Annotated in this window: 19 protein-coding genes; 9 read left to right on the forward strand and 10 right to left on the reverse strand. The window is 61.1% G+C overall.

Annotation, left to right across the window (positions count from 1 at the left end; genetic code table 11):
* Positions 1-33: 33 nt before the first annotated feature.
* Entirely contained in the window at positions 34-642 is a 609-nt protein-coding gene (locus ACB034_RS07600) for a 2OG-Fe(II) oxygenase (protein ID WP_371172507.1), read from the reverse strand.
* A 290-nt stretch (positions 643-932) separates the two neighbouring features.
* Here ACB034_RS07600 and ACB034_RS07605 point away from each other — a divergent pair, with 290 nt between their 5' ends.
* Positions 933-1,409 (forward strand): glutathione peroxidase, encoded by a 477-nt coding sequence (locus ACB034_RS07605; protein ID WP_371172508.1) that lies wholly within the window; start codon positions 933-935, stop codon positions 1,407-1,409.
* Between the two features lie 162 nt (positions 1,410-1,571).
* On the forward strand, positions 1,572-2,963 hold the full coding sequence (locus ACB034_RS07610; protein ID WP_371172509.1) for a DEAD/DEAH box helicase: 1,392 nt from the start codon (positions 1,572-1,574) through the stop codon (positions 2,961-2,963).
* Between the two features lie 86 nt (positions 2,964-3,049).
* On the opposite strand, the gene hutW is transcribed toward ACB034_RS07610, so the two are convergent.
* On the reverse strand, positions 3,050-4,426 hold the full coding sequence (gene hutW / locus ACB034_RS07615; protein WP_371172510.1) for a heme anaerobic degradation radical SAM methyltransferase ChuW/HutW: 1,377 nt from the start codon (positions 4,424-4,426) through the stop codon (positions 3,050-3,052).
* Between the two features lie 262 nt (positions 4,427-4,688).
* Between hutW and ACB034_RS07620 the strand changes: the two genes are divergently transcribed.
* The gene (locus tag ACB034_RS07620) at positions 4,689-6,284 is read left to right on the forward strand and encodes a methyl-accepting chemotaxis protein (protein ID WP_124240561.1); all 1,596 of its coding nucleotides are present in this window, start codon (positions 4,689-4,691) and stop codon (positions 6,282-6,284) included.
* Positions 6,285-6,379: 95 nt separating this feature from the next.
* Here the strand turns inward: ACB034_RS07620 and aroG are convergent, their stop codons facing one another.
* The 5 genes from aroG to ACB034_RS07645 form a co-directional block, all read right to left on the reverse strand.
* Entirely contained in the window at positions 6,380-7,435 is a 1,056-nt protein-coding gene (gene aroG, locus ACB034_RS07625) for a 3-deoxy-7-phosphoheptulonate synthase AroG (RefSeq protein WP_042029191.1), read from the reverse strand.
* A 194-nt stretch (positions 7,436-7,629) separates the two neighbouring features.
* Complete coding sequence (gene aroA / locus ACB034_RS07630; protein WP_216992184.1) at positions 7,630-8,913, reverse strand: 3-phosphoshikimate 1-carboxyvinyltransferase; 1,284 nt, start codon at positions 8,911-8,913, stop codon at positions 7,630-7,632.
* A 165-nt stretch (positions 8,914-9,078) separates the two neighbouring features.
* Positions 9,079-10,167 (reverse strand): 3-phosphoserine/phosphohydroxythreonine transaminase, encoded by a 1,089-nt coding sequence (serC, locus tag ACB034_RS07635; protein WP_371172511.1) that lies wholly within the window; start codon positions 10,165-10,167, stop codon positions 9,079-9,081.
* A gap of 224 nt (positions 10,168-10,391) precedes the next feature.
* The gene (locus ACB034_RS07640; protein WP_201941210.1) at positions 10,392-11,321 is read right to left on the reverse strand and encodes an electron transfer flavoprotein subunit alpha/FixB family protein; all 930 of its coding nucleotides are present in this window, start codon (positions 11,319-11,321) and stop codon (positions 10,392-10,394) included.
* Positions 11,318-12,070, reverse strand: coding sequence for an electron transfer flavoprotein subunit beta/FixA family protein (locus tag ACB034_RS07645; protein WP_371172512.1), 753 nt, complete (start codon positions 12,068-12,070; stop codon positions 11,318-11,320). The genes ACB034_RS07640 and ACB034_RS07645 overlap by 4 nt, the downstream gene beginning before the upstream one ends.
* 138 nt (positions 12,071-12,208) lie before the next feature.
* Between ACB034_RS07645 and ACB034_RS07650 the strand changes: the two genes are divergently transcribed.
* The 3 genes from ACB034_RS07650 (at position 12,209) to ACB034_RS07660 (ending at position 15,844) form a co-directional block, all read left to right on the forward strand.
* Positions 12,209-13,867: an electron transfer flavoprotein-ubiquinone oxidoreductase gene (locus tag ACB034_RS07650; protein ID WP_371172513.1), complete on the forward strand. Its 1,659-nt coding sequence runs from the start codon at positions 12,209-12,211 to the stop codon at positions 13,865-13,867.
* A 434-nt stretch (positions 13,868-14,301) separates the two neighbouring features.
* Positions 14,302-15,249, forward strand: a complete 948-nt coding sequence (gene corA, locus ACB034_RS07655) for a magnesium/cobalt transporter CorA (RefSeq protein ID WP_026456618.1) — start codon at positions 14,302-14,304, stop codon at positions 15,247-15,249.
* Between the two features lie 133 nt (positions 15,250-15,382).
* Positions 15,383-15,844 (forward strand): DUF2919 domain-containing protein, encoded by a 462-nt coding sequence (locus ACB034_RS07660; RefSeq protein WP_371172514.1) that lies wholly within the window; start codon positions 15,383-15,385, stop codon positions 15,842-15,844.
* 14 nt (positions 15,845-15,858) lie between these two features.
* Here ACB034_RS07660 and ACB034_RS07665 read toward each other — a convergent pair whose 3' ends face one another.
* Positions 15,859-16,620 (reverse strand): hypothetical protein, encoded by a 762-nt coding sequence (locus tag ACB034_RS07665; RefSeq protein WP_371172590.1) that lies wholly within the window; start codon positions 16,618-16,620, stop codon positions 15,859-15,861.
* Positions 16,621-16,790: 170 nt separating this feature from the next.
* Here ACB034_RS07665 and ACB034_RS07670 point away from each other — a divergent pair, with 170 nt between their 5' ends.
* On the forward strand, positions 16,791-17,342 hold the full coding sequence (locus tag ACB034_RS07670; RefSeq protein WP_124240555.1) for a lipoprotein: 552 nt from the start codon (positions 16,791-16,793) through the stop codon (positions 17,340-17,342).
* A 201-nt stretch (positions 17,343-17,543) separates the two neighbouring features.
* Positions 17,544-19,541 carry a hypothetical protein gene (locus tag ACB034_RS07675; protein ID WP_371172515.1) on the forward strand — a complete coding sequence of 666 codons (1,998 nt, stop codon included), beginning with the start codon at positions 17,544-17,546 and terminating at the stop codon, positions 19,539-19,541.
* Between the two features lie 72 nt (positions 19,542-19,613).
* Here the strand turns inward: ACB034_RS07675 and glgC are convergent, their stop codons facing one another.
* Positions 19,614-20,888 (reverse strand): glucose-1-phosphate adenylyltransferase, encoded by a 1,275-nt coding sequence (gene glgC / locus ACB034_RS07680; RefSeq protein ID WP_061475333.1) that lies wholly within the window; start codon positions 20,886-20,888, stop codon positions 19,614-19,616.
* A 192-nt stretch (positions 20,889-21,080) separates the two neighbouring features.
* On the opposite strand from glgC, the gene ACB034_RS07685 reads away from it, so the two are divergent.
* Entirely contained in the window at positions 21,081-22,721 is a 1,641-nt protein-coding gene (locus ACB034_RS07685; RefSeq protein WP_042069604.1) for an EAL domain-containing protein, read from the forward strand.
* Here the strand turns inward: ACB034_RS07685 and ACB034_RS07690 are convergent.
* Positions 22,684-23,178, reverse strand: a complete 495-nt coding sequence (locus ACB034_RS07690; protein WP_026456411.1) for a hypothetical protein — start codon at positions 23,176-23,178, stop codon at positions 22,684-22,686. The genes ACB034_RS07685 and ACB034_RS07690 overlap by 38 nt on opposite strands.
* Positions 23,179-23,191 lie beyond the last annotated feature (13 nt).

Below are 23,191 nucleotides of genomic sequence, written 5' to 3' on the forward strand. Positions count from 1 at the left end.
AGCGACCATATGTCAAAAATGGGGAAAAAGAGCTCAACGCGGCGGGTCGACCCGGCCCACGCCGTTGCCATTGACCCGAAACCAGCCAGCGATACTGAAGCGCTCGCGATTGGCGGGCAGCACCTCGTGGGGGAACTCTTCGGATAAAAACAGCACCAGCCGCCCCCCCTTGGGCGAGACATCCATCAGCAACTGCTCGTCGTTGTCATACATTCGCAGTACCCCGCCCGCCTCTGGCTGCCAGTCGTTGTTGAGATAGAAGACGGAGGTGAGCCGCCGGTTGGAGCGACCGGCAAAGGCGTCGCGATGGGTGGTATAGAAGTCGCCGCTGCGATAGCGGGCAAAGTGGGCCTCGTAATCGAACAGCCCCAGCATCAGCATGCGATTGGCAGCCAGACGCAAGGACTCCATCCGGGCGAGGTAATCGGCCACGGGCGCGCCAAGGGAAGACTCCAGCCAGTGGATCTGATCCCGGCGAATGTCCCGGTTGCCCTGATGCTGCGCCTCGCGCCCTATACCCGCCGGTTGCCACTCGTCTGGCAGACAGGCCCTGAGGGCATCCACCTCGGCGGCGGTTAAAAAATCATCCACTATCACCCACCCCCGGGTGTAAATGGCATCCATGACGGCTTGATAGTCCAAGATTGACTCGCAACAAGTGGAAAAGAGAGCGCTTTTTAGCGACTTCCCGGCTGGCGCACAAACCGGTTTGCTTATCTTGAGAAGTCCCATCATCAATACGTGATCTGCCGGATTTCGCGCGCCTTTTTCGCGCCGGTTGTGATCCCGCCCCGCCTTGACCCAAAGCCAGTGCCAAAAATGTGATAACGGCCGCATGCCTCGGCGCCGCCCGGTGCAGCCACTTGCCCCAGACAGAGTCGCCCGATACCGTAATCCCCATTCCGGTTTGCAATCCACACAAGGAAGATGCCATGCCCCTGCCCGACCTTACTCTGCAACGCCTCGACGGCAGCCCCTACCCGCTGTCACAGCTGGCGGGCAAGGTGATCCTGGTGGTCAATGTCGCCAGTCGCTGCGGCTTTACCCCCCAGTACACCGGGCTCGAGGCCCTCTATCTGGATCTGGGCCCGGCCGGGTTGGAGATCCTGGGCTTTCCCTGCAACCAGTTTGGCCAGCAGGAGCCGGGAGATGCCGAGGAGATCGCCCGCTTCTGTTCTCTCGACTATCCGGTCACCTTCCCCATCATGGCCAAGTGCGAGGTCAACGGCGAGCAGGCCCACCCCTTCTACCAGTGGTTGAAGAAAGAAAAGCCGGGCTTGCTCGGGCTGGAAAACATCAAGTGGAACTTCACCAAGTTCCTGATCGACCGGGATGGAAACGTGGTGGAGCGATTCGCCCCCACCACCAAGCCGGAGAGCCTGACCGAGCAAATCCGCGCTCTGCTCTGACGCCTACCTGCCTGCTTGGCATGACGGCCGGTGCGACAGCTACTGCGCAGCGGCCGCACTTCTGCTATATTGCGCCCCCGTTATCGTTTCTATCTTGTGGCGGGTGCCAAGGCACCGGCCATCCGTTGAGCCAGGTGCTCACCAGAGGAGTTTCTCTCGAACATGTCATTCAATGAACTGGGTCTGTCTCCGCACATCCTGCGGGCCGTCAAGGAGCTGGGTTACGAACAGCCAACCCCCATCCAGCAGCAAGCCATTCCGGCCATTCTGGCCGGTCAGGATGTTCTCGGCGGCGCCCAGACAGGCACAGGCAAAACGGCCGGCTTCACCCTGCCCATGCTCCAGCGCCTGCTGGCCAATCATGGTCGTGGCCGCCGTCAGGTACGCGCCCTGGTGCTGACCCCGACTCGCGAGCTCGCCGCCCAGGTGGGCGAGAGCATCATCAAATATGCCCATCACCTGCCGTTTCGTACCCTGATCGCCTACGGCGGTGTCAGCATCAAGCCCAATCTGGACGCCATCAAGCTTGGCATCGATATTCTGGTGGCTACCCCGGGCCGCTTGCTGGATCTGCTGACCCAGGGCGCTCTGACTCTGAACGAGCTGGAGGTGCTGGTGCTGGATGAAGCGGATCGCATGCTCGACATGGGCTTTATCCACGACATCCGCCGCATCATGAAGGCACTGCCCGCCGAGCGGCAGACCCTGCTCTTCTCCGCCACCTTCTCGGATGACATCAAGGCGCTGGCAGACGATCTGTTGAACGACCCGACCCTGATCGAGGTCGACCCCAGCAACACCGCCGCCGAGCAGGTGACCCAGCGCATTATCCAGGTCGACCGGGAACGGCGCCGCGAGCTGCTCTCCCACATGATCGGTCGTGGCAACTGGCAGCGGGTGCTGGTGTTCGTGCGCACCAAGCAGATCGCCGATCGCCTGGCCCACCAGATGCAAAAAGATGGCCTGGATACGGTCGCCATCCACGGCGACAAGAGCCAGGGGGCCCGTAACCGGGCACTGGCCGATTTTCGTGAAGGCAAGGTGCGGGTGCTGGTCGCCACCGACATCGCCGCCCGTGGCCTCGACATCGATCAACTGCCCCATGTGATCAACTTTGAACTGCCCCAGATGGCGGAGGACTACATCCACCGCATCGGTCGCACCGGCCGTGCCGGTCGCGGCGGCGAGGCCATCTCTCTGGTGAGCCAGGACGAGCTGGGCCAGCTCAAGGCCATCGAATCCCTGATTGGCCAGTCCCTGCCGGTAGAAATCCTCGACGGGTATGAGCCCAGTGGCAAACCAAGCCGCCAGACCCTGCCCGGCAGCAAGCCGGTACAAAACCCGCCGCGTGCCCGTGGCGGCGCCAATGCCAAGGGTGGCAAGGGCAAACCCGCCGCAGGCAAAGCCAAGGGCGATGGCAACAAGAAGCCGGCTCAGTCTCCTCAAAACAAGTCTCGCAAGCGGGAAGTTGTGGGCGAGGACGTCGGGTTCGCCCCCATGCGCCGCCTGCCCAAAGCCCAGCGGGACAGCTATCAGGAGAGCGACGACGAATAATTCGTTCCGCGTTGCCATGCTGCTGAGTCAATCAAAGGGAGCCATTGCGGCTCCCTTTGTGCTTTCTGGCGATCGGGCAAAGGCCCCTACACCAGGGAATGGCGTACGCTACCGGGATGCTTGCCAGGATGACGTGCAAGCTGGCCGCCATCGAGCGGGCGATGCTGCAAAAACTCGAACAGCCCCGCCTGCAAATTGACGTTCCAGAAGCGCCCGGCCAGAGTCAGCGCCAACCGCTCGTCCGTCAGGCTGGCCAGCCCGTTTCGCTGCCACCCCTCAAACAGCGGCTGCAGATGTGCACGCAGCGGCGCAGGCAGGCTCGCCAGGGCCAGCCAACCGCGGTCGAGGGCGCCTCGCAGCAATCCGTCTATCCGGGCGTCGGGGTTGCGGCTCATCACCATGCCGGGGACCCGCACTCCCTTGGCCAGTGCGTCGTGCCAACCGTCAAGATCGCGGCCATTCATCACCCCGTGACCATGAATGCTGCCCCCCGCACCCGCGCCAAAGGGGAGGATCTCGGCCCCGCGCTTGGCCATCTGGTTGTAGCGGCTCTGCTCTGCGTTACTGCGTCGCCAGTGGCTGCAGGAGAGGCGCTCCCCCCCCTGTTGCTCCAGTTGGCTGGCACCATAGGCGTACATGGCGGCCCGCTGCTGGCCATCGGCCGACCAGCCCAGCTTGCCCTTCGCCTCGGCTCGCTCGAGATTGGTGCCCGTCATGGCGATGAGCTGATAGAGATCCACCCCGTGCACTCCACTCGCCATCACATCCGTGATGTCCTGACGCCACACTGCATCATCCTGCCCGGGCAGGCCGAAGATAAGGTCGGCCACGATCACGGCGTCGTTGTGACGAGTCAGCTCCCCCAGCCGGGTCAGCAGGGTCTCCCTGTCATCAAAACGGGCAGCCTGCTGGCGCACGCCGGTATCAAAACTCTGTACGCCAAACGAGAAACGGTTGAAGCCCCCTGCCAGGGCGGTCTGCCACTTGGCCTCGTCAAACCCGTTGAGACGCCCCTCCAGGGTCACCTCCACATCCGGGGTCAACGGAAAGTGCCCAATGGCATTGGCCAGCCGGGCCAGATCCTCTACCGCCATATCGGTGGGGGTTCCCCCGCCCACATAGACGGCAGAGAAGGGTTTGCTTTGGCCCAACGGGGTCTCGGCAGCCGCGTTCAGGTTGGCACACAGGGCCTCCATGTAACGGCTCATGCGCGCCGGATTAGCGCCATTTTCAAAAAAATTGCAGAAGCTGCAGCGCTTGCGACAAAAGGGGATGTGGATGTAAAGGGCCCGCTCGTCGGCTTCGCTCTCTTGCTGCCACCAGGCTTGCCAGGCGGCTTCGTCGAGGGACAGGGGGCGCACACCGCCCCGGCTGGCATGGGCCGAGGTTTTGCCACTGAAGGCAAATTTAAGGGGATCGGGAGTCGTCATGCCGATCATGGTCGGCGTCAGATCGCTTGTCATCGTTGCAGGATTACCATCTGAAATAACGCAAATGATAACCACTATCAATTAACTTCGGGTTTGTGCTGGATCAAATCAGGGTCAGAGAGCCCTGATTTGCTACCTGTCATTAACTGCTAATGTCGATCTAATTAACAGATAAGTTACTCAAGATGAGGTAGGGTGTGCCGATAGAAAGTCATCTCCCCCTCTCGACCATGATTCATCGGGGAAAGATGCCAATCATTGACGATCGCTTACCTGTGCATGGACTCTGCCAACGATGCAAAACCTGTCTCTCAACTGGAAAATGTTCCTCCCCCTCACCCTGGTCATCGGCTGCACATTTGCCCTCAGTTTTGAACTCTCCGCCTGGTTGCAGCGGGATCTCGCCATCCGGCTGGCGGGCGAAAAGGTGGAGAGCGCCGCCAACACCTACATGGATCAGCTCAACGTCCTGATGATGACGGGAGGCATGGCCAACCGGCAAATAGTGCAGACCAAGCTCAAGAGCGAACAGGGTATCGTCGAGGCCAGGGTCATTCGCGCCCCCGCCGTGAGCGATCTGTTCGGGGCGGGTCATCCGGATCAGAAAATCGCGGATGCGCTGGATGAGCGCGCCATCAAGCAGGGCGAGGTCATCTTCGAGCAACAGGGCAACCAGCTCACCCTGATAAAACCCTTCAAGGCCTACAAGGAGTATCGCGGTACCCAGTGCACCACCTGCCACCAGGTGGCGGAGGGAACCGTCATGGGGGCGGTGCGGATCAGTTACGATCTCAGTCATACCTTCAGTGAAATCCATCGCAACAACCTGATCCTGAGCGGCAGCCTGGCCGCCGTGTTCAGCCTCGGCTTTGGCCTGCTCTGGTGGGTGCTGCAGCGCTACATCAAGCGCCCGGTTCGTCATCTGCAGCTCAATATGACCCGAATGGCCAAGGAGCGGGATCTCTCCCTCCCCCTCATCAATCGCAGCCAGGATGAGCTGGGCCAAATGACACGTGCCGTCAGCGACATGGTGCAGGGGTTTCGCCACAGCCTGCAATCTGTCGAGAGTGCCACCCATCAGCTCTATCAGGAGTCAAACCAGATAAGTGAGGTCGCGACCCGCACCGAAGGAGCGGCTCGTCAGCAGGAGAGCATGACCACCCAGGTAGCCGCCGCCGTGAGCGAGCTGGCCGCCAGCTCCCATGAGGTACGCGAACATGCCCGCAAGAGCGCCGAGCTCTCCGCCCTCACCAATCAGGATGCCGCCGAGACCAGCCGTCTCGCCCAGCGCTCCATCACCGATATGGACGAGATGTCGGAGGAGATAGAGCGGGTCGACAAAGTGATCCAGCAGCTCGACAACCGCTGCCTCGCCGTCGACGGCGTGCTGGAGGTGATCAAAGGGATCGCCGATCAGACCAATCTGCTGGCCCTCAACGCCGCCATCGAGGCGGCCCGTGCCGGCGAGCAGGGTCGCGGCTTTGCGGTGGTGGCGGACGAGGTGCGGGCCCTCTCCAACCGCAGCCGCGCCGCCAGCGAGGAGATCTCCCAGATGATCGCCGCCCTGCAAAAAGAGGCGCAGAGCGCCGTTGTGGTGATCGGGGATGCAAAAGCCAAGGCAGACGAGAGCATTCACAAGACCGAGGCCACCCTGGCGGCCATGCAGAACATCATTGGGCGCATCGCCAGCATCAATGATCTCAATGCCCAGATGGCGCAATCCGCCGAAGAGCAGGACAGGGTCTGCAGCGAGGTCGATCGCTCGGTGAGTGACATTCGCAACAGCGCCAACGATACCCTGGGCCAGGCCCATGCCGCCAACCTGGCCAGCCGCCAGCTGGTCGAGCAGTGCAAGACGCTGGAGCAGTTACTCAAGACCTACCGCTGGTAGCCCGATGGCAGGCAGCAAAAAGCGCGACCCGGGTCGCGCTTTTTTATTGCCTTGGTGCTTGCCAGGATAGAGCCGGCAAGCGCCAGAGGTACAGATCAGCCTGCATTGCGGGTGGCTACCGCATCGGCCAGGTTGCGCAACAGGCTCTCGGTGTCGGCCCAGCCGATACAGGCGTCCGTGATGCTCTGGCCGAAGGTGAGCTCGCACCCGTCCACCAGATCCTGGCGCCCTTCCACCAGATGGCTCTCCACCATGACGCCGAACACCGCCTTGCTGCCGGCGCGCAGCTGACCGGCCACGTCCTCGGCCACCAGCATCTGGTTCTTGAACTGCTTGCTGCTGTTGGCGTGGCTGAAGTCGATCATCACCTTCTGCGGCAGACCGGCCTTCTCCAGCCCCTTCACTACCTCGCTGACGTGGGCGGCGCTGTAGTTCGGCTCGCGGCCACCACGCAGAATGATGTGGCAATCAGGGTTACCGGCGGTCGCCACGATGGCGGAGTGACCGTACTTGGTCACCGACAGGAAGTGGTGCGGCGCACTGGCGGCGCCGATGGCGTCGATAGCCACCTTGATGGTGCCGTCAGTGCCGTTCTTGAAGCCCACCGGACAGGAGAGCCCGGAGGCCAGCTCGCGGTGCACCTGGGATTCGGTGGTGCGCGCCCCGATGGCGCCCCAGCTCATCAGATCGGCCACGTATTGCGGAGTGATCATGTCGAGGAACTCGGAGGCGGTCGGCAGCCCCATGTCGTTGAGATCCAGCAGCAACTTGCGCCCCAGGCGCAGGCCGTCGTTGATCTGGCAGCTGTTGTCGAGGTAGGGGTCGTTGATCAGCCCCTTCCAGCCCACAGTGGTGCGCGGCTTCTCGAAATAGACCCGCATCACGATCTCCAGCTGATCTTTGAGCTCGTCACGCAGCGCCTTGAGGCGCTTGCCGTATTCCAGCGCCGCGACCGGATCGTGGATGGAGCAGGGACCGATCACCACCAGCAGGCGATCATCGTCACCGGTCAGAATGCGGTGAATGGCCTGGCGGGATTCAAACACCGTATTTGATGCGGTCTCGGTGGCCGGAAACTTCTCAAGCACCGCAACCGGGGGCAATAACTCTTTGATTTCACTGATACGAACGTCGTCGGTTTGATGCTGCATGACAAGGCTTCCTGCTAGATGACTGCGATAATGAAACTTCAATCTAGCCCTCGATAGAGACGGTGTAAATAGAAAATTACATAGACAGCAAAACTATTTCACCAAGCAATCTTGCAAGTTACTGAGATGATGCTATTGCGAGTACCAAAGACAACAAGGCCCGCACAATGGCGGGCCTCACGGGTACAAATCAATCAGTCATGCTGACTGATGCTGGCCAGCTTGTCGAAGTAATCCGGGAAGGTCTTCGAGGTGCACTTGGGATCATTGATGGTCACCGGCGTATCCGATAGCGCCACCAGGGAGAAGCACATGGCGATGCGGTGATCGTTGTAGGTATCGATCGCCGCATGGTTGAGTTGGGCCGCCGGGGTCACCGTGATGAAGTCGTGCCCTTCCTCCACATCGACACCCAGCTTACGCAGCTCGGTCGCCATGGCGTGCAGACGGTCGGTCTCCTTCACCCGCCAGTTGTAGATGTTGCGAATAGAAGTGGGCCCCTCGGCAAACAGCGCCGCCACGGCGATGGTCATGGCCGCATCCGGGATGTGGTTCATGTCCATGTCGACCCCGTGCAACGTCCCCTGCTCGGCCTCAATGAAGTCATCACCCCAGGTGATGCGGGCCCCCATCTTCTCCAGCACGTCGGCAAAATGAATGTCGCCCTGGATGCTGTGCTTGCCGATGCCGGTGACCCGAACCTTACCCTTGATGGCGCCTGCCGCGAGGAAGTAGGAGGCGCTGGAGGCATCCCCTTCCACCAGGAAGTCGCCCGGGCTGACATAGGTCTGGTTGCCCTTGATGTAGAACACCTTGTAGTTGTCGTGTTCGATGACCACCCCGAACTGCTTCATGATGTGCAGGGTGATGTCGATGTAGGGTTTGGAGACCAGCTCCCCCTTGATGTGGATGCGGGTGTCGCCGGCCGCCATGGGCGCCGCCATCAAAAAGGCGGTCAGGAACTGACTGGAGACGGAGCCATCCACGTGCACGTCACCGCCCCAGAGTCCCTTGGCATCCACCACCAGGGGCGGATAGCCATCTTTTTTCAGGTACTGGATATGGGCGCCCGCCTCGCGCAGGGCATCCACCAGATGGCCGATGGGACGCTCTTCCATGCGCGGCTCGCCCCCCAGGGTGTACTCACCGGAACCGAGGCACAAGGCCGCACACAAGGGACGCATGGCGGTGCCTGCATTGCCGAGGAACAGATTGACCGGCTCCTTCACCGCAAAGCTGCGACCCAAACCATGTACGGTGCACTCGGTCTTGTCGGCAGAGAGCTTGTATTTGACGCCGAGCTGGGTCAGCGCCGCCAGCATGTGGCGGATATCATCGCTGTCGAGCAGATTGGTCAGACGGGTGGTGCCGCGAGCCAGCGCCGCCAGCAACAGGGCCCGGTTGGAGACACTCTTGGAGCCGGGCAGATTGACCTCGCCAGCCACACGGGAAATGGGTTCCAGACGCAACGAATTCATAGACTTCCTGTACTATCTCAAAAAAACACCTGTCCGGACGTTAACAGCCCGCGCCCAGCTCGGCAAGGGTACTTTCGGGGTAAATATGGCGGCGGGCGCCGCATTCAGGACAAGCAGAAAAAGACGCCGGGCTCGGCCCGGCGTCTGACATCAGCAGGGAAAAACTCAGCCGTGGCGCTTGGCAAAGCCGTCCATAAAGCTGACCAGCGCCTTGACCCCTTCCAGCGGCATGGCGTTGTAGAGGCTGGCGCGCATGCCGCCGACGATGCGGTGCCCCTTGAGCGCCAGCAGACCGGCCTCTTCCGATTCGGCCAGGAACAGCTTGTCCAGCTCGGCATTTTTCAGCTGGAACGGGATGTTCATGCGGGAGCGGCAGCTGGCATCCACCTGGTTGCCATAGAAGCTCGACTGATCGAGATAGCCGTAGAGGAAATCGGCCTTCTCCTTGTTGCGTGCTTCCATGGCCGCCAGGCCGCCCTGCTCTTTCAGCCACTCGAACACCAGACCGGCCAGATACCAGGCATAGGTGGGTGGCGTGTTGAACATGGAGTCGTTCTTGGCGGTGAGCTGGTAGTCGAAAATCGAAGGCACATCGGCGCGCGCCTGGCTCAGCAGATCGTCGCGCACGATGGCAATCGCCAGGCCAGAGGGGCCAATGTTCTTCTGCGCGCCGGCATAGATGATGCCAAAACGGCTCACATTGAGAGGACGGGAGAGGATGGTGGAGGAGAGATCCGCTACCAGGGGCACGTCGCCGGTGGCCGGGATGTCGAACATCTCGATGCCATCGATGGTTTCGTTCGGGCAGTAGTGCACATAGGCCGCATCGGTGCGAAACGCCGGGGTCGGCAGCAGCTGGCTAATCCCCTGCTCATTCTTGGCAACCCCTTGATAGGTCTGGATGTCGCCATACTTTTTGGCCTCATCCACGGCGCTCTGGGACCAGACGCCGGTCAGCAGAAAGTCAGCCTTCTTGTTGGCACCACCCAAGAGATTCATGGGCACGGCGGAGAACTGACCGCGACCGCCGCCGTGCATGAACAGCACCTTGTAGTTGTCAGGCACCGCCAGCAGCTCGCGCAAGTCTGCTTCGGCCTTCTCGGCGACCGCCATGTAGGGCTTGCCGCGGTGGGACAGCTCCATGACCGAGGCTCCCAGCCCCTGAAAATTACAAAATTCGCGCTGGGCGCGCTCCATGACTTCGACCGGCAACATGGCGGGGCCGGCGCAGAAGTTGTAAATCTGTTTGCTCATGACGCTTTCCGTGAATGGATGAGAGTGATCGATGACTTGTCAGGTTTTACACAAGAGAGGCTTGCTGATCAAAGGCTTTTTGGGATCTGGCGCACTCTTTTCGGTCATGATGAAACGTCAGACAGAAGAGAAAAAGCCCTGAACGGGTCAGGGCTTGCTGAGAACATGCGCAGAAATGGTCGCGAGTCCGCATAAAACGCGAGTCACCGCCTTTTCTGACAAATTTACACCTTGGCGGTAAGTTCCGGCAGCAGGGTGAAGAGATCCCCCACCAGACCATAGTCCGCCACCTGGAAGATGGGGGCCTCGCTATCCTTGTTGATGGCCACGATCACCTTCGACTCCTTCATCCCCGCCAGATGCTGGATGGCCCCCGAGATGCCGACCGCGATGTAGAGCTCGGGGGCGACCACCTTGCCGGTCTGCCCCACTTGCAGATCGTTGGCCACAAACCCCGCATCCACCGCGGCGCGCGATGCCCCCACGGCGCCACCCAGCTTGTCCGCCAGCGCCTCAATGAGGGCAAACTGCGCCTTGGAGCCCAGTGCCCGCCCGCCGGATACCACCACTCGCGCCGCCGCGAGATCGGGCCTGGCCGAACGGATGGCCTGGCGCTCTACCAGACGGGTACGGCACTTGAACTCGGGCACCGACAAGGCTTCGACGGGCGCGGACGCCCCCTGCTGCCCCGCCTTGGCAAAGGCGGTCGGACGGACCGTCATCACCTTGACGGGGGCCGAGCTTGCCACCCTGGCGATGGCATTGCCGGCATAGATGGGGCGCAGGAAGGTATCGCCGCTCTCGATGCCGATCACCTCGGCAATCATCTCCACCCCGAGCCGGGCCGCCACCTGGGGCAGCAGCGCCTTGCCCGTGCTGCTGGCCGCCATCAGGCAGTGTTCATACCCTCGGGCATGAGTGGCCAGCAGCTTGTCGACCCCATCCAGCAAGCCGTCTGCCAGCATGGGATGCTCGGCCAGCAATACCTTGTCGACCCCTTCCAGTTGCGCAGCCTGCGCCGCCGCCTCGCTCAGCCCCTGCCCGAAGAGCAGCAGATGGATGTCGCTCCCCAGTTGCCCTGCGGCCGTGACCAGCTGTGCGGCGTTGTCGGCCAAGTGGCCCTGATGATGTTCGGCAATGATCAGCACGCTCATGGCAGCACCTTCGCTTCGTTCTTGAGTTTGTCCACCAGCTCGTCCACCGAGCCGACCCGGATCCCGGCGGTACGCGCCGGGGGAGCCATCACCCCGAGCAGTCGGGTCTGACCGGCAGGCTCGACGGCAAGGGCGGCAAACGGTGCGCTCTCGATCGGTTTGCGCTTGGCCTTCATGATGTTGGGGAGCGAAGCAAAGCGCGGTTCGTTGAGCCGCAGATCGACACTGACGACAGCGGGCAATGGCATGCCGAGGGTCTCAAGGCCGCTGTCTATCTCGCGGGTCACCAGCAGCTCCCCCCCCTCAAGCTTGATCGCGCTGGCACAGGTAGCCAGCGGCCAGTCATTGAGGGCCGCCAGCATCTGGGCTACCTGGTTGTTGTCTGAATCGATGGACTGCTTGCCAAGGAGCACCAGATCCGGTTGCTCCAGCTCGCGCACCTGTTGCAGGGCACGGGCCACGGTGAGCGGCGTGAGCGTCTCGTCCGTCACATAGTGGCGGGCCCGATCCGCTCCCAGCGCCAGGGTATGGCGCAGCTGTTCGGCAGCGGCCTCTGGCCCGAACGTCACCACCACCAGCTCGCTTGCCACCCCGGCTTCCCGCAGTCTGACGCCCTCCTCCACCGCTATTTCACAAAACGGGTTGATACCCATCTTCACGTTGGCGAGCTCAACATCCGAGCCGTCTCCCTTGACCCGGATCTTGACGTTGTAATCTACTACCCGTTTGATCGCGACCAGCAGCTTCATGGGGTCATGCCTCATCTGTTTGGGTTGAATTCATTGACCAGTCCTTGCACTTTTTTTGTTTGATTTTTTACTTACAAGAGCTTTACGTTTACGTAAACTACCAGCACTACCCTAGGCCAACTAGAGCGCAGAGGCAAGATGGAACGGGAAGCAATGGAATTTGATGTCGTCATCGTGGGTGGCGGCCCGGCGGGGCTCAGCGCAGCCATCGCCCTGAAGCAGCACAACGCCGACCTGTCGGTCTGTTTGTTGGAGAAGGGAGCCGAAATTGGCGCCCACCTGCTCTCCGGCGCCCTGTTCGATCCCGTTGCCCTCAAGGAGTTGCTGCCGGATAGCTGGCAGGAGGCTCCCCTCGGCGTACCTGTCAGCGACGATCAGGTGCACCTGCTGCAAAACGACAGCCGGGCGCTGCAACTGCCCCACTGGGCGGTGCCGCCACGGATGCACAACACGGGTTGCCATATCCTGAGTCTTGGCAACCTCTGCCGCTGGCTCGCCCGGCAGGCGGAAACACTGGGAGTCGAAATATACCCGGGCTTCACCGCCAGTGAACTTATCATGGAAAATGGCCGGGTCAAGGGCGTGCTCACCGGCGATCTCGGGCTGGATCGGGCCGGTAACCCCAAGGCGGATCACGTCCCCGGCATGGCACTGCTCGGTCGCTACACCCTGTTTGCCGAAGGGGCCCGCGGCCATCTTGGCAAGCAGCTCATCACCCAGTTCGGGCTGGAAAACAGCGCCCAGCCGCAACACTACGCCATCGGCTTCAAGGAACTGTGGCAACTGCCGTCCGGCCAGAGCCGTGCTGGCCGAGTGTTGCATGGCAGCGGCTGGCCCCTTGGCAAGGAAGGGAGCAATCACAGCCACGGTGGCTTCTACCTCTATCATATGGAAGGGGATCAGGTGGCAGTCGGCCTTATCGTCGATCTCAACTACCAGAACCCCTGGCTCAGCCCGTTTGACGAGTTCCAGCGCCTCAAGCACCACCCGCTGATCGCCGAAGTGCTCAAGGGAGGCGAGCGCATCAGTTATGGCGCCCGCGCCATCACCAAGGGGGGCTGGCACTCCCTGCCCCACATGCATTTCCCCGGCGGTCTGCTGATTGGCTGCGATGCCGGCACCCTGGATTTTTCCCGCATCAAGGGCATCCACACCGCCATGAAGTCAGGGATGCTGGCGGCCAAGACCGTCGCCATGAGTCTCAAGGGCGGGGATGAAGGGGGACGGGATCTGGCCGAGTTTGGCGATGCGTTGCAGCAAAGCTGGCTGGCCCATGAGCTGAAAACGGCGCGCAATTTCGGCGCAGCCCTGCATCGCTATGGCCCCTGGCTCGGTGGCGCCTTCAACTGGCTGGAGCAGCGACTCTTTCACTCCCGCCTCTTCAGGGAAGGTTCGCCCTTTACCCTGCTGGACAGGGAGCCCGACTACCGTCAGCTGCGCATGGCCAGTCGTTGTGAGCCTATCGACTATCCCAAGCCGGATGGCAAGCTCAGCTTCGACAAGCTCTCTTCCGTCTATCTGGCCAACACCAGCCACGATGAGGATCAGCCCTGCCACCTCAAACTGCAGGACGAACAGATCCCGGTCGAAGTCAATCTGGCCACCTGGGCCGAACCCGCCCAGCGTTACTGTCCGGCCGGCGTCTTTGAGATCATTGAGGCTGAACGCGAGCCACGGCTGCAGATCAACGCCGCCAACTGCATTCACTGCAAGACCTGCGACATCAAGGATCCCAGCCAGAACATCACCTGGACACCGCCGCAGGGGGGCAGTGGGCCCAACTACCCCAATATGTGACAGGGTTTTATACGATGGAGCCTTATGTTTGAGGGACATGATGTTCAGGATCATTGCCATGCAGACCCGAGATGGCATGGCTAACCAGCCCCTCAACATCTCCCCCGGCTGTTGCCCAAGGGGGAAATGGCCCCAACTGCCCATCAGGTGAAAGAGGCTTATCCCTCATCCCGGGAAGCGGCAAAGCAGATGCCTCCGGGCTGACCACTTTCCAGCCAGATCCGATGATCCGACCTCGCTGTTTTTTTGAGCGAACAGGCTGAACCCAGCATGAATAAGCCCTGACAAGCGCGGCCCACCCCTGTATAGTTCGCCGCATTCAGGTTTTCCATCGGCCCGTTCAGCTTGTCCACGGGATCGCTTTCTACGCGCTCTAAGGCCGCATGACCTGTGCAACCATCCCTGATTACCCATGACTTTTTAAGGGGGGACAGATGATCACCGCCTACATTCTCAATAACAAGGTACTGGACATAGTCACGCTCGGGCCTGACGACATAGTGCCTGACAACACGGTCTGGCTGGATGCCTACAAACCGGACACGGCGGAGCGAGAATGGTTGACGGGCCTGTTCCTGGAAGAGGTGCCCGACAAGGAGGAGCTGGACGACATCGAGGCATCGGCCCGTTTCTACTGGGACACCGACGGTCTGCACATTCACTCCCTGTTTCCCCAGCGGATCGGTCGTGACACCAAGGGTGTCCACGTCTCCTTTACCCTGCGCAACAACCTGCTGATCAGCATCCGCGAGGATGATATCGGTCTGGTGCGCCTGCTGCGCCACTATATGCGCCAGGACAGGCTGGAGGTGGAGGATGCCCTCGACATCCTGCTGGAGGTGCAGAACCTGAAAGTTGAGTACCTCTCCGACCTTATCGAGGATGGTTACAAAACCTTGGAAAACACCGCCGACCAGATCTTCGAGCCGGATCAGATCAACCCCATGCTTAAAGAGTTGATGGCGCAGGAAGAGGCCAACGGCCAGATCCGTCTCTCCCTGCACGATACCCGGCGCGCCCTGCGTTTTTTGAAGCGCAGCCTGCGCCAGCGCATGAGCCTGGAGCAGAACAAGTGGATCGACGAGATGCTGCACGACGTGGAGTCTCTGTTGCCCCACACCCAGTTCCTGTTCGACAAGATCAACTTCCAGCTGGAGGCCTCCATGGGGGTGACCAATCTGGAGCAGAACAAGGTGATCAAAATCTTCTCGGTAGCAGCAGTGATCTTCCTGCCACCGACGCTTATCGCCAGCATCTACGGCATGAACTTCGGCCGCATGCCGGAGCTCGCCTGGGAGTACGGCTATCCCCTCTCCCTAGTGCTGATGGTGATGTCATCGCTCGGCACCGGCCTCTTCTTCAAGCGCAAGGGCTGGCTGTAACGCCACCTTGAATGACAAACGCGGATTGGGGGGCATGGCCCCCCGATTAATTCCTCTCTCCCCCGCACCTTGCAAAGGGCCCTGTCCCGCCCCATATCTGCCACATCCTTCATCCAAGCGGATCACGGGCCTTATGACCCTCTACCCCGAACACAGATATGACGATCACGGCCAATTGCGCCCCCCGCTCTGGTTTTGGCCCATTGCCCTGTTGCTGGCCCGCTCGGTCTGGCTGTTTCTGATGGCGGGGGTCAGCCGGGAGAGCGGCAGCGACATTCTCGCCCTCTTCTATCCGGACAAGATCAGCCTCTATCTCAGTCTGCTGACCGACGTGCCCGCCATGCTGGCGCTGCTAGCCTGTGGCGGCACCTATCAACAGACCAAGAGTGCACGGGCATGGCTCAGGCGCCACAGCCGGGGCCTCTTGCTCTGCTCTGCCGCAAGCGGCCTGGTGATGCAGCTGCACAGCCTCAATCTGCAGAAGTGGAGCTTCAGCTGGCCCACCGCCCTGGTGCTGATCGCCAGCCTGTGGAGCCTCTGGTATCTGCTGCGCAGTCGCCAGCTACGTGAATACGCCGCCGACCAGCCCCATTAAGGGAGTGCTCCTGCCTATTGGCGGGTGACCCGGATCTGCAGGGTCTGGCGATCGTGCTGGTTGCCACCCCCGGCCTGCAGTTGGGTACCCAGGCTACTGCCTTGCCGGGCCGAGCTGGTCGAAAGCTCCCCCACCGTCAGCCACTGGCCCGGGGCACCGCTCACCTCGGTGGCGCTCTGCCCTCTGTTGATGATGCCCTGCTCCAGCCTGGCCTGCTCGCTGCTGAGCGCTATCTGCACCCTGTCTCCAATCATAGTGGCGGTGGCATAGAGGCCGTTGACCAGCGGCATCAGCCCCACCACCTGGCCGCCACGCCACTGATAGAAGGTCACTGGTTGATAGGATCCCATCTGCAGCAATACGGGTCGCCCCGACAGGCCGCGCACCTGCCAGTTGTCGTTTTGGCTCTGCTGGTATTGCCGGGCGTTACCATCCAGCAACCATTGCCGTTTGACCTCATCGCGGCCAACCCCGACACCCAGCTGCTGGCCGCTGGACGCGCCATCGACCCGCCATTCGATGAGCAGGCTCTGGGGCGGCTTGTTGAGCTGGGCCAGGGTCGTCTCGGCCTCCTGCAACTGGGCCGGGGTACCACTCAGCACCAGCTGGTTGCCCATGGCGCTTACCCCGAGAGCCGGGTAGATCTCCCTGAGAGTCTGCACCGCAGCGCCGGCATCAAAGACCGGGATCACCTTCACTTCGGCGCGAAGCAGCCCACTCCAGAGCCAGACCAGAGTGCAGAGCAGCATCCCCAGCCAGCGACCGCCTTTGTCCATCTTGTTCATTGCTCTCTCCTCGCTCCCGCATCTCTCGCTTTCACTATGGCAGCCTGATCTTTGCTGATGATGGCCCCTCGCCCCACCCGAATACAAGGGTAAGCAGGGCTCCCGCCCAGCACGGATTATCGCGTAAGATAACGACATCTTTTTACCAAGCGGATCCCTTCATGTTGAAACAGTTGTTATTGCTCCCCCTCGTCCTGCTGCTGGGTGCCTGCTCGCTCACCCAGTACAACGTCAGCGAGGCCGAAATCAACCAATACCTCAAGGATCAGGTCTCCTTTGAAAAACAGCTGGGGATCCCCGGCATCATGTCGAGCAAGATCCGCCTCGATGAGATGCAAAGCCGCATCGGCCGCAGCCAGCCGGATCGCATTGAGCTGGATGCCGCCGGCGATCTGCAGGTGCTGAGCCCCCTTGGCAACCAGCAGATGAAGGTTCGCTTTGCTCTGCGGGCCCGTCCGGAATACCTGGCGGATCAGGGTGCCATCTATCTGCGCGATCTGGAGCTGCTCTCGGTCAAGACCGAACCTGCCGACATAGGCGCGGCGCTCACGCCGCTGCTGCCCACCTTCAACCAGTCGCTCTCCCTGTTCCTGTCCCAGACCCCCGTCTACCGGCTCGATGCAAGCCGCCAGAATGAGGCGAGGATCAAGGAGAAAGTCGAGGCCCTCAAGGTAGAGCCTGGCCGCCTGGTGATCCCCTTCAAGGTGTTCTAAGCCCGCTCCTTGCCATCGCCCTCTGCGCGATAACCGTGATCACCACCCCCACCGTCCCGCCTTGTGTCGTTTGCACTGGTCGGGGCGGTTTTCACTTCTCAACGCCGTTCAAATCACACATAATGCGCACCATTCTCATTTAGATTCGTCATGAGAAGCGTCACAATAAACCTGATAATAAAACCAATGGTGAGAAGGGACATGAGAAAAACCGTACTGGTACAGGCAATCGCCTGCGCACTGCTGGGTAGCGCCGCGCACGCTGCCGTCAAGGTGGAAGACAAGACATTCAACACCGCCGCCAACATGCTGGCCTACACCGAATTCGAGCTCTCCGGCGAACCGCTGGCCGAGGCCCTGGGTCTGGATCTGGACGTACTCGACGCCAACCGCGCCGACGAGCCAACTCCGTTCGACTTCGCCGCCGGCATCGAATCCTATGAATACTCCGAAGAGGCGATGTACGCCCTCAACTACCAGTCCGGCATGGGCCCGCACCTGGTGAACGGGCCGCAGAACCTGGCTCGTGGTGGCACCTTGGCAGATCTCGGCAAGCGAGTGCTGGCCATGGCCGACGCCGTCGGCTTCCCGGCCGATGAAGTGCCCCAGGGCATGTATCCCCTCTCCTTCCCCTATGCCTCTGCCAATCCGGAGTTTGCCCAGGCCGTCAACACTACCCCGGTCAACGGCGACGAGATCATCATCAAGACCGCCAAGGGCAACGAGAAAACCGTCAAGACCCAGGTGCCGGCCTACTTCCGCGACTACGCCACCCTGCGCTGGAGCGGCAGCGACAACCTGCTGGTACCGGCGGCCGTGGGTGGCATCCTGCTCAAGGAAGTGATGTGGTCCCAGGACTTCCTCGGCGGCATGCACGTGGCCGAGAGCGATGAAGAGGTGGAGGCCGCCTCCGCCACCATGGATCAGGACGGCAAGCACAAGCTGGGGGTCTCCGCCGCCGATGGCTTCAATGGCATGATGCTGACCGAACAGTCCATCGACAAGCTGGCCATCCTGCAAAGCCAGCTCGGCTTTGACGGCAAGGCCCTGGGCGCCAAGATCACCCCACAATACGATCCGGCCAAGGGCGTGATTTACTTCCCCCATCAGGTGAAGGTGACCGAGACCAGCAAGAACGAAGTCGGTGCCATCGGCAAGCTGGAAGTGGTCGACGGTTCGGCCCAGCTGCGCGACGCCTGGATGATGCTGTGGCCGCTCTCCGAGTTCTACGCCTTCAGCGATCAGCGTAGCGCCAACACCAACCAGAACCCGGCCTTCCACGCCGTGTTTGACGGTGCGCCGTTTGCCGCCGCGCCGGCTGCCAACAAGGCCAATGATCTGACCAAAGCCGTGGCAAGCGACGACGCCTTCTCCCTGGCCCTGAACCTCTCCAACCTGACCTTCAAGAACCTGGCCGCCCTGCACTTCGAGCCCAAGGCCGGCACCCTGGTCGACAGCTGGCAGGATGGCAAACAGGCCAAGCACGTCACCACCTTCGACGCCGCCTACACCCTGGTCGCCCTGCAGATCTTCCAGCGCGCCCAGGACGCCCTGCCAGTGGGCTACGCCGCCGGTGACAATGGCGAGCTGAACCTCAAGACCCAGCAAGGGCAGGAGGCGCTCGCGCTTATCACCAAACAGGCCGACTTCATCCTCGCCAAACTCAAAGGCAGCAATGGTCTGGTGCACGACGGTCTGACCCTGGGTGGATCCGTTGACGCTGGCCAGTCTGTCGAGACCCAGTTTGCCGCCATTCGCGGCCTGACCGCCGCCTTCCTGGCGACTCAGGACGTGAAGTACCGCACCGCTGCGCGCGAGCTCTTCATCGCCACCGACAAGGCCTACTTCAACCAGAAGGCAGGTACCTGGCTTGCTGGCAAGCAGGCTGAATACACTCCCTGGACCCAGGCTGCCATCTCCGGCGCCCTGCGCTCTGCCATGCTGAACCTGCGCAACGAAGGGGCCGAGAAGGCGCCCGAACTGGAGCTGGCCAAGCTGACCACCCAGTACGTCAGCTGGTTCCGTGGCACCGTCAACGGCGGCATGCAGATGGCCGAGTGGATCGGTGACTCCGGTGAGAACATCATCGCCGGCGCCGGCAGCGATACCGATGAAGATGGCGTCCCGCAGGTCACCGCCGCCGGTGGCAAGCACGGCACCGCCATGGTGATGGCCGGCAAGGCCGCCATCAGCGAATAAGCCACAGGTCACATCATGCAAAAGGGAGCCTCAACGGCTCCCTTTTCATTATTACGTCGGCAAGGTACGGGCTTACGCCAGCTTCTCCAGCATTCCCTTGGTAACCAGCACTATGCCCTGTTCTGAGCGGTAGAAGCGACGGCTATCCTCGTCGGCATTCTCTCCCACCACCAGCCCATCGGGCAGCACACACCCCTTGTCCACCACCACCCGGCGCAAACGGCAGCCCGCCCCCACTTCCACCCCGGGGAAGATCACCGCCTGATCCAGGGTGCAGAAGGAGTGAACCCGCACATTGGTAAACAGCACAGAGTTGAGCACAAACGACCCGCTGACGATGGTTCCGCCGGAAAACATGGAGTTGATGGTCATGCCATGCTGGCCGTTTCGGTCCTGCACGAACTTGGCGGGCGGTGTCAGGGTCTGACTGGTCCAGATGGGCCAGTTTTCGTCATAGATGTCGAGCTCCGGTACCACGGAGGCGAGATCCATGTTGGCCTCCCAGAAGGAGTCCAGGGTCCCCACATCACGCCAGTAAGGTTTCTGCCCCTCCTTGGCTCCGACGCAGGACATGCTGAAGGGGTGGGCAAACGCCTTGCCCTCCCCCACGATGCGGGGAATGACGTCCATGCCGAAGTCGTGCTTGGACTCCTGGTTGAGGATGTCCTCTTCCAGCAGCTGATAGAGATACTCCGCCTCGAAGATATAGATCCCCATGGATGCAAGGGACTTGTCTTCGCAGCCCGGCATGGCCGGCGGATTGGCGGGTTTCTCCACGAAGGCGCGGATCTTGCGCTGCTCGTCGATATCCATGACGCCGAAGGCCGAGGCCTCCGAGCGGGGCACCTCGATACAGGCTACCGTCACCTTGGCGCCAAGGCGCACGTGATCGAGCAACATGGCGGCATAGTCCATCTTGTAGATGTGATCCCCCGCCAGCACCACTATGTACTTGGGACCATAGTCACGAATGATGTCGACGTTCTGATAGATGGCGTCGGCAGTACCGCGATACCAGTGCACCTCGTCCACCCGCTGCTGAGCGGGCAGCAAGTCGATAAACTCGTTCATCTGGTAGCGCAAAAAAGACCAACCCGATTGCAGGTGTCGCAGCAGGCTGTGGGATTTGTATTGCGTCACCACCCCCACCCGACGGATCCCCGAATTGATGCAGTTGGAAAGCACAAAATCGATGATCCGGAACTTTCCTCCGAAATGCACCGCAGGCTTGGCCCGGTTGTCGGTCAGCTGCTTCAGGCGGCTGCCACGTCCTCCCGCCAGTACCAGCGCCATACTCTGATTCAACAACTGCCGTGCTTTGGCACTATTCCCTGGCTCTAACAACATGATTCACCTCTGCCTCGTTTGATCCATTTCGAATTCATCTTCGCCGGATTTCAAGCCCGTGAAAGTGGTTTCACTCACAATTTATTCAATCCCGAACGACACATTTGCACCAAGTTGCGAGGAACAGCATGGTTTGCCGAACGGGGTCGGTTAGAATCCCCAAGTGACCGCAGCCACCTCAAGGATGACAAGATGGTTCAAAAGCTTGGACGCTCCCTCTTTCTCATTGCCACCATAGTGAGCATACCCTTGCTGCTCCTGCAAGGGTTTTGGTTGGCACTTCAAAGCACACCGGTGACTCTGGTCATCATTTTGTCGACCACCCTGCTTGGCATGGGGCTGCTGTTGCTGCTGGCATTGCGTACCCTGACCGGCATGCAACAACACCAGGAGCTGGTCTGGGTCAAGGCGCTCACGGAGCGGGACCCCGAACTGCTGGACGATCCCGCCTCCCGGGAAGCCCTGCAACAGTTACTGCTCCAGTTTGAGAGTGATTCGCAGCATGCCCATCGCCAGCTGACCGAGCTGAGCAATCTGGCCACCACGGATGAGCTGACCCAGCTGCTCAATCGCCACGCCTTTCGCCGTGACGTGACGGAGCTGCTGCAACGGGATCAGGACACCCAGACCGCCACCCTGGTGCTGATCCGTGCCACCGAACTTGGCAAGATCAATACCCAGCGCGGCTTTCAGTCCGGTGATGCCTACATCAAGGACATGGCGAACCTCATCAAGCAGGTGGTGAGCCGCTTTCCAGGCAACCAGGTCTATCGCATCTCGGGGGCCGACTTTGCCGTACTGGTGCAACCCGTGGTCAATATTCCGCCTCACCTGCTGGGGCAGGATTTGAAGGTGGCCTTCGACAATTACCAGGAGCAGCACGAGCTGGAGAGTGCCGCCTACTCGGGCCTTACCCGGCTTAGCAGCGGCCAGAAGATCGAAACCGTGCTTGCCAGAGCCGATCTGGCGCTGGCGCGGGCCCAGACCGAAACCATCAATGGCTGGGCCATCCAGCATGAGGACAACATCACCGATCTGCAGGGCCAGCACCACTGGCGCGAGGTGCTGGGGGAAGTACTGGCCCAGGAGCGTCTCACCTTTACCTATCAACCCATCCAGCCTCTGCATCGCAGCATGATGGCCTACAACGAGATCTACACCCGCTTTTGCGGCAGCGATGGTACGGCCCTGCCGACAGACACCCTGTTTGCCATGGCCCAGCGGCTCGATATGGTGATGCGGCTGGAGCAGCTGGTGATCGTCCACGTGATGCGCCAGTACCGGGCATTTGGCTCCAACCAGAGTCGCTGGGGGATCAACCTCTCCCCCAATCTGCTGCAAAACAGCGCCCTGCTGATCTGGCTGGACAGGCAGCTGCTCAAGGATCCCAACACCAGCGCCAACCTGGTGTTCGAGCTGGACGAGGAGCATCTGGAGCGCAATCCGACCGGTGCCAAGCGGGTATTCGAGCTGCTGCGCCGCAATGGCAGCCGCTCTGCCATCGCCAACTTTGGCAAGGGCATCGGCTCCTTCAGCCTGTTTCGCGAGCTCAAACCCGATTACATCAAGCTCGATCCCGCTCTCATCACCGGGCTGGAGCAGGATCAGACCAACCAGCAGTTTGTGCGGATGATTGTCGACGTGTCACACCGGATGGGGTGCCAGGTGATCGCGGAAGGGGTAGAACAGCTGGGCCAGAAGCAGCTGTTGCAAGGGATGTATGTGGATGGCCTGCAGGGTTATCTGATCGCCCGGCCGCAACCTTTGCGACCGGATATCAGCCAGTTGGGCCTGTTCAGTGAGGATGCTTCAGCTTCAGAAGGGTCAGAATGATGTCGTTGAGCTGGCGGTAGCGCTCCAGCTCCTTCTGATCATAACGGGTCGCCAGGCTTGAGGGGTTATGGCGGTGCTTGAGGTACCGGTTGATCTGCAGCCGATTGAAACCCGCCACATGATAGACCTGGCCCAGCAGGGCATTGAGCTCCTCGCTGGGTAGCCCGGCCCGGGCAAGATAGTCGTCATCGGCCGGGCTCTCAATCTGATGACTCCACTTGCCGATGCGGCCGCTCTCCTGCAAATAGCTGAGCCATTGTTCGAGATGGAGGGGCTTGCATCCGGAGAGCAGGGTAAAGAAGCCCACTGCATCGCAGCGGCAATCTCTCAACAGCACCAGTGCCAGCTGATCGTCATCGCACTGGAACGTCACCGGCCCGGTCTGTGTCCAGTCCAGCGCCTGTATCCGGATGCTGGCCCGCCCACCCTCTATGCCTGTGACGTCGAACAAAAACATGGCTATCCCCCCC

Source organism: Aeromonas sp. S18(2024), from assembly GCF_041402525.1.
GTDB lineage: Bacteria > Pseudomonadota > Gammaproteobacteria > Enterobacterales > Aeromonadaceae > Aeromonas > Aeromonas enteropelogenes.

Coding starts and splice junctions, on each gene's coding strand:
- ACB034_RS07640 (WP_201941210.1), bottom strand. CDS start 11,321: ATGAGCGTGCTGATCATTGCCGAACATCATCAGGGCCACTTGGCCGAC.
- ACB034_RS07620 (WP_124240561.1), top strand. CDS start 4,689: ATGCAAAACCTGTCTCTCAACTGGAAAATGTTCCTCCCCCTCACCCTG.
- ACB034_RS07665 (WP_371172590.1), bottom strand. CDS start 16,620: ATGGACAAAGGCGGTCGCTGGCTGGGGATGCTGCTCTGCACTCTGGTC.
- corA (WP_026456618.1), top strand. CDS start 14,302: ATGATCACCGCCTACATTCTCAATAACAAGGTACTGGACATAGTCACG.
- hutW (WP_371172510.1), bottom strand. CDS start 4,426: ATGACAAGCGATCTGACGCCGACCATGATCGGCATGACGACTCCCGAT.
- ACB034_RS07685 (WP_042069604.1), top strand. CDS start 21,081: ATGGTTCAAAAGCTTGGACGCTCCCTCTTTCTCATTGCCACCATAGTG.
- ACB034_RS07645 (WP_371172512.1), bottom strand. CDS start 12,070: ATGAAGCTGCTGGTCGCGATCAAACGGGTAGTAGATTACAACGTCAAG.
- ACB034_RS07670 (WP_124240555.1), top strand. CDS start 16,791: ATGTTGAAACAGTTGTTATTGCTCCCCCTCGTCCTGCTGCTGGGTGCC.
- ACB034_RS07660 (WP_371172514.1), top strand. CDS start 15,383: ATGACCCTCTACCCCGAACACAGATATGACGATCACGGCCAATTGCGC.
- ACB034_RS07690 (WP_026456411.1), bottom strand. CDS start 23,178: ATGTTTTTGTTCGACGTCACAGGCATAGAGGGTGGGCGGGCCAGCATC.
- ACB034_RS07675 (WP_371172515.1), top strand. CDS start 17,544: ATGAGAAAAACCGTACTGGTACAGGCAATCGCCTGCGCACTGCTGGGT.
- aroG (WP_042029191.1), bottom strand. CDS start 7,435: ATGCAGCATCAAACCGACGACGTTCGTATCAGTGAAATCAAAGAGTTA.
- glgC (WP_061475333.1), bottom strand. CDS start 20,888: ATGTTGTTAGAGCCAGGGAATAGTGCCAAAGCACGGCAGTTGTTGAAT.
- serC (WP_371172511.1), bottom strand. CDS start 10,167: ATGAGCAAACAGATTTACAACTTCTGCGCCGGCCCCGCCATGTTGCCG.
- ACB034_RS07610 (WP_371172509.1), top strand. CDS start 1,572: ATGTCATTCAATGAACTGGGTCTGTCTCCGCACATCCTGCGGGCCGTC.
- ACB034_RS07605 (WP_371172508.1), top strand. CDS start 933: ATGCCCCTGCCCGACCTTACTCTGCAACGCCTCGACGGCAGCCCCTAC.
- aroA (WP_216992184.1), bottom strand. CDS start 8,913: ATGAATTCGTTGCGTCTGGAACCCATTTCCCGTGTGGCTGGCGAGGTC.
- ACB034_RS07650 (WP_371172513.1), top strand. CDS start 12,209: ATGGAACGGGAAGCAATGGAATTTGATGTCGTCATCGTGGGTGGCGGC.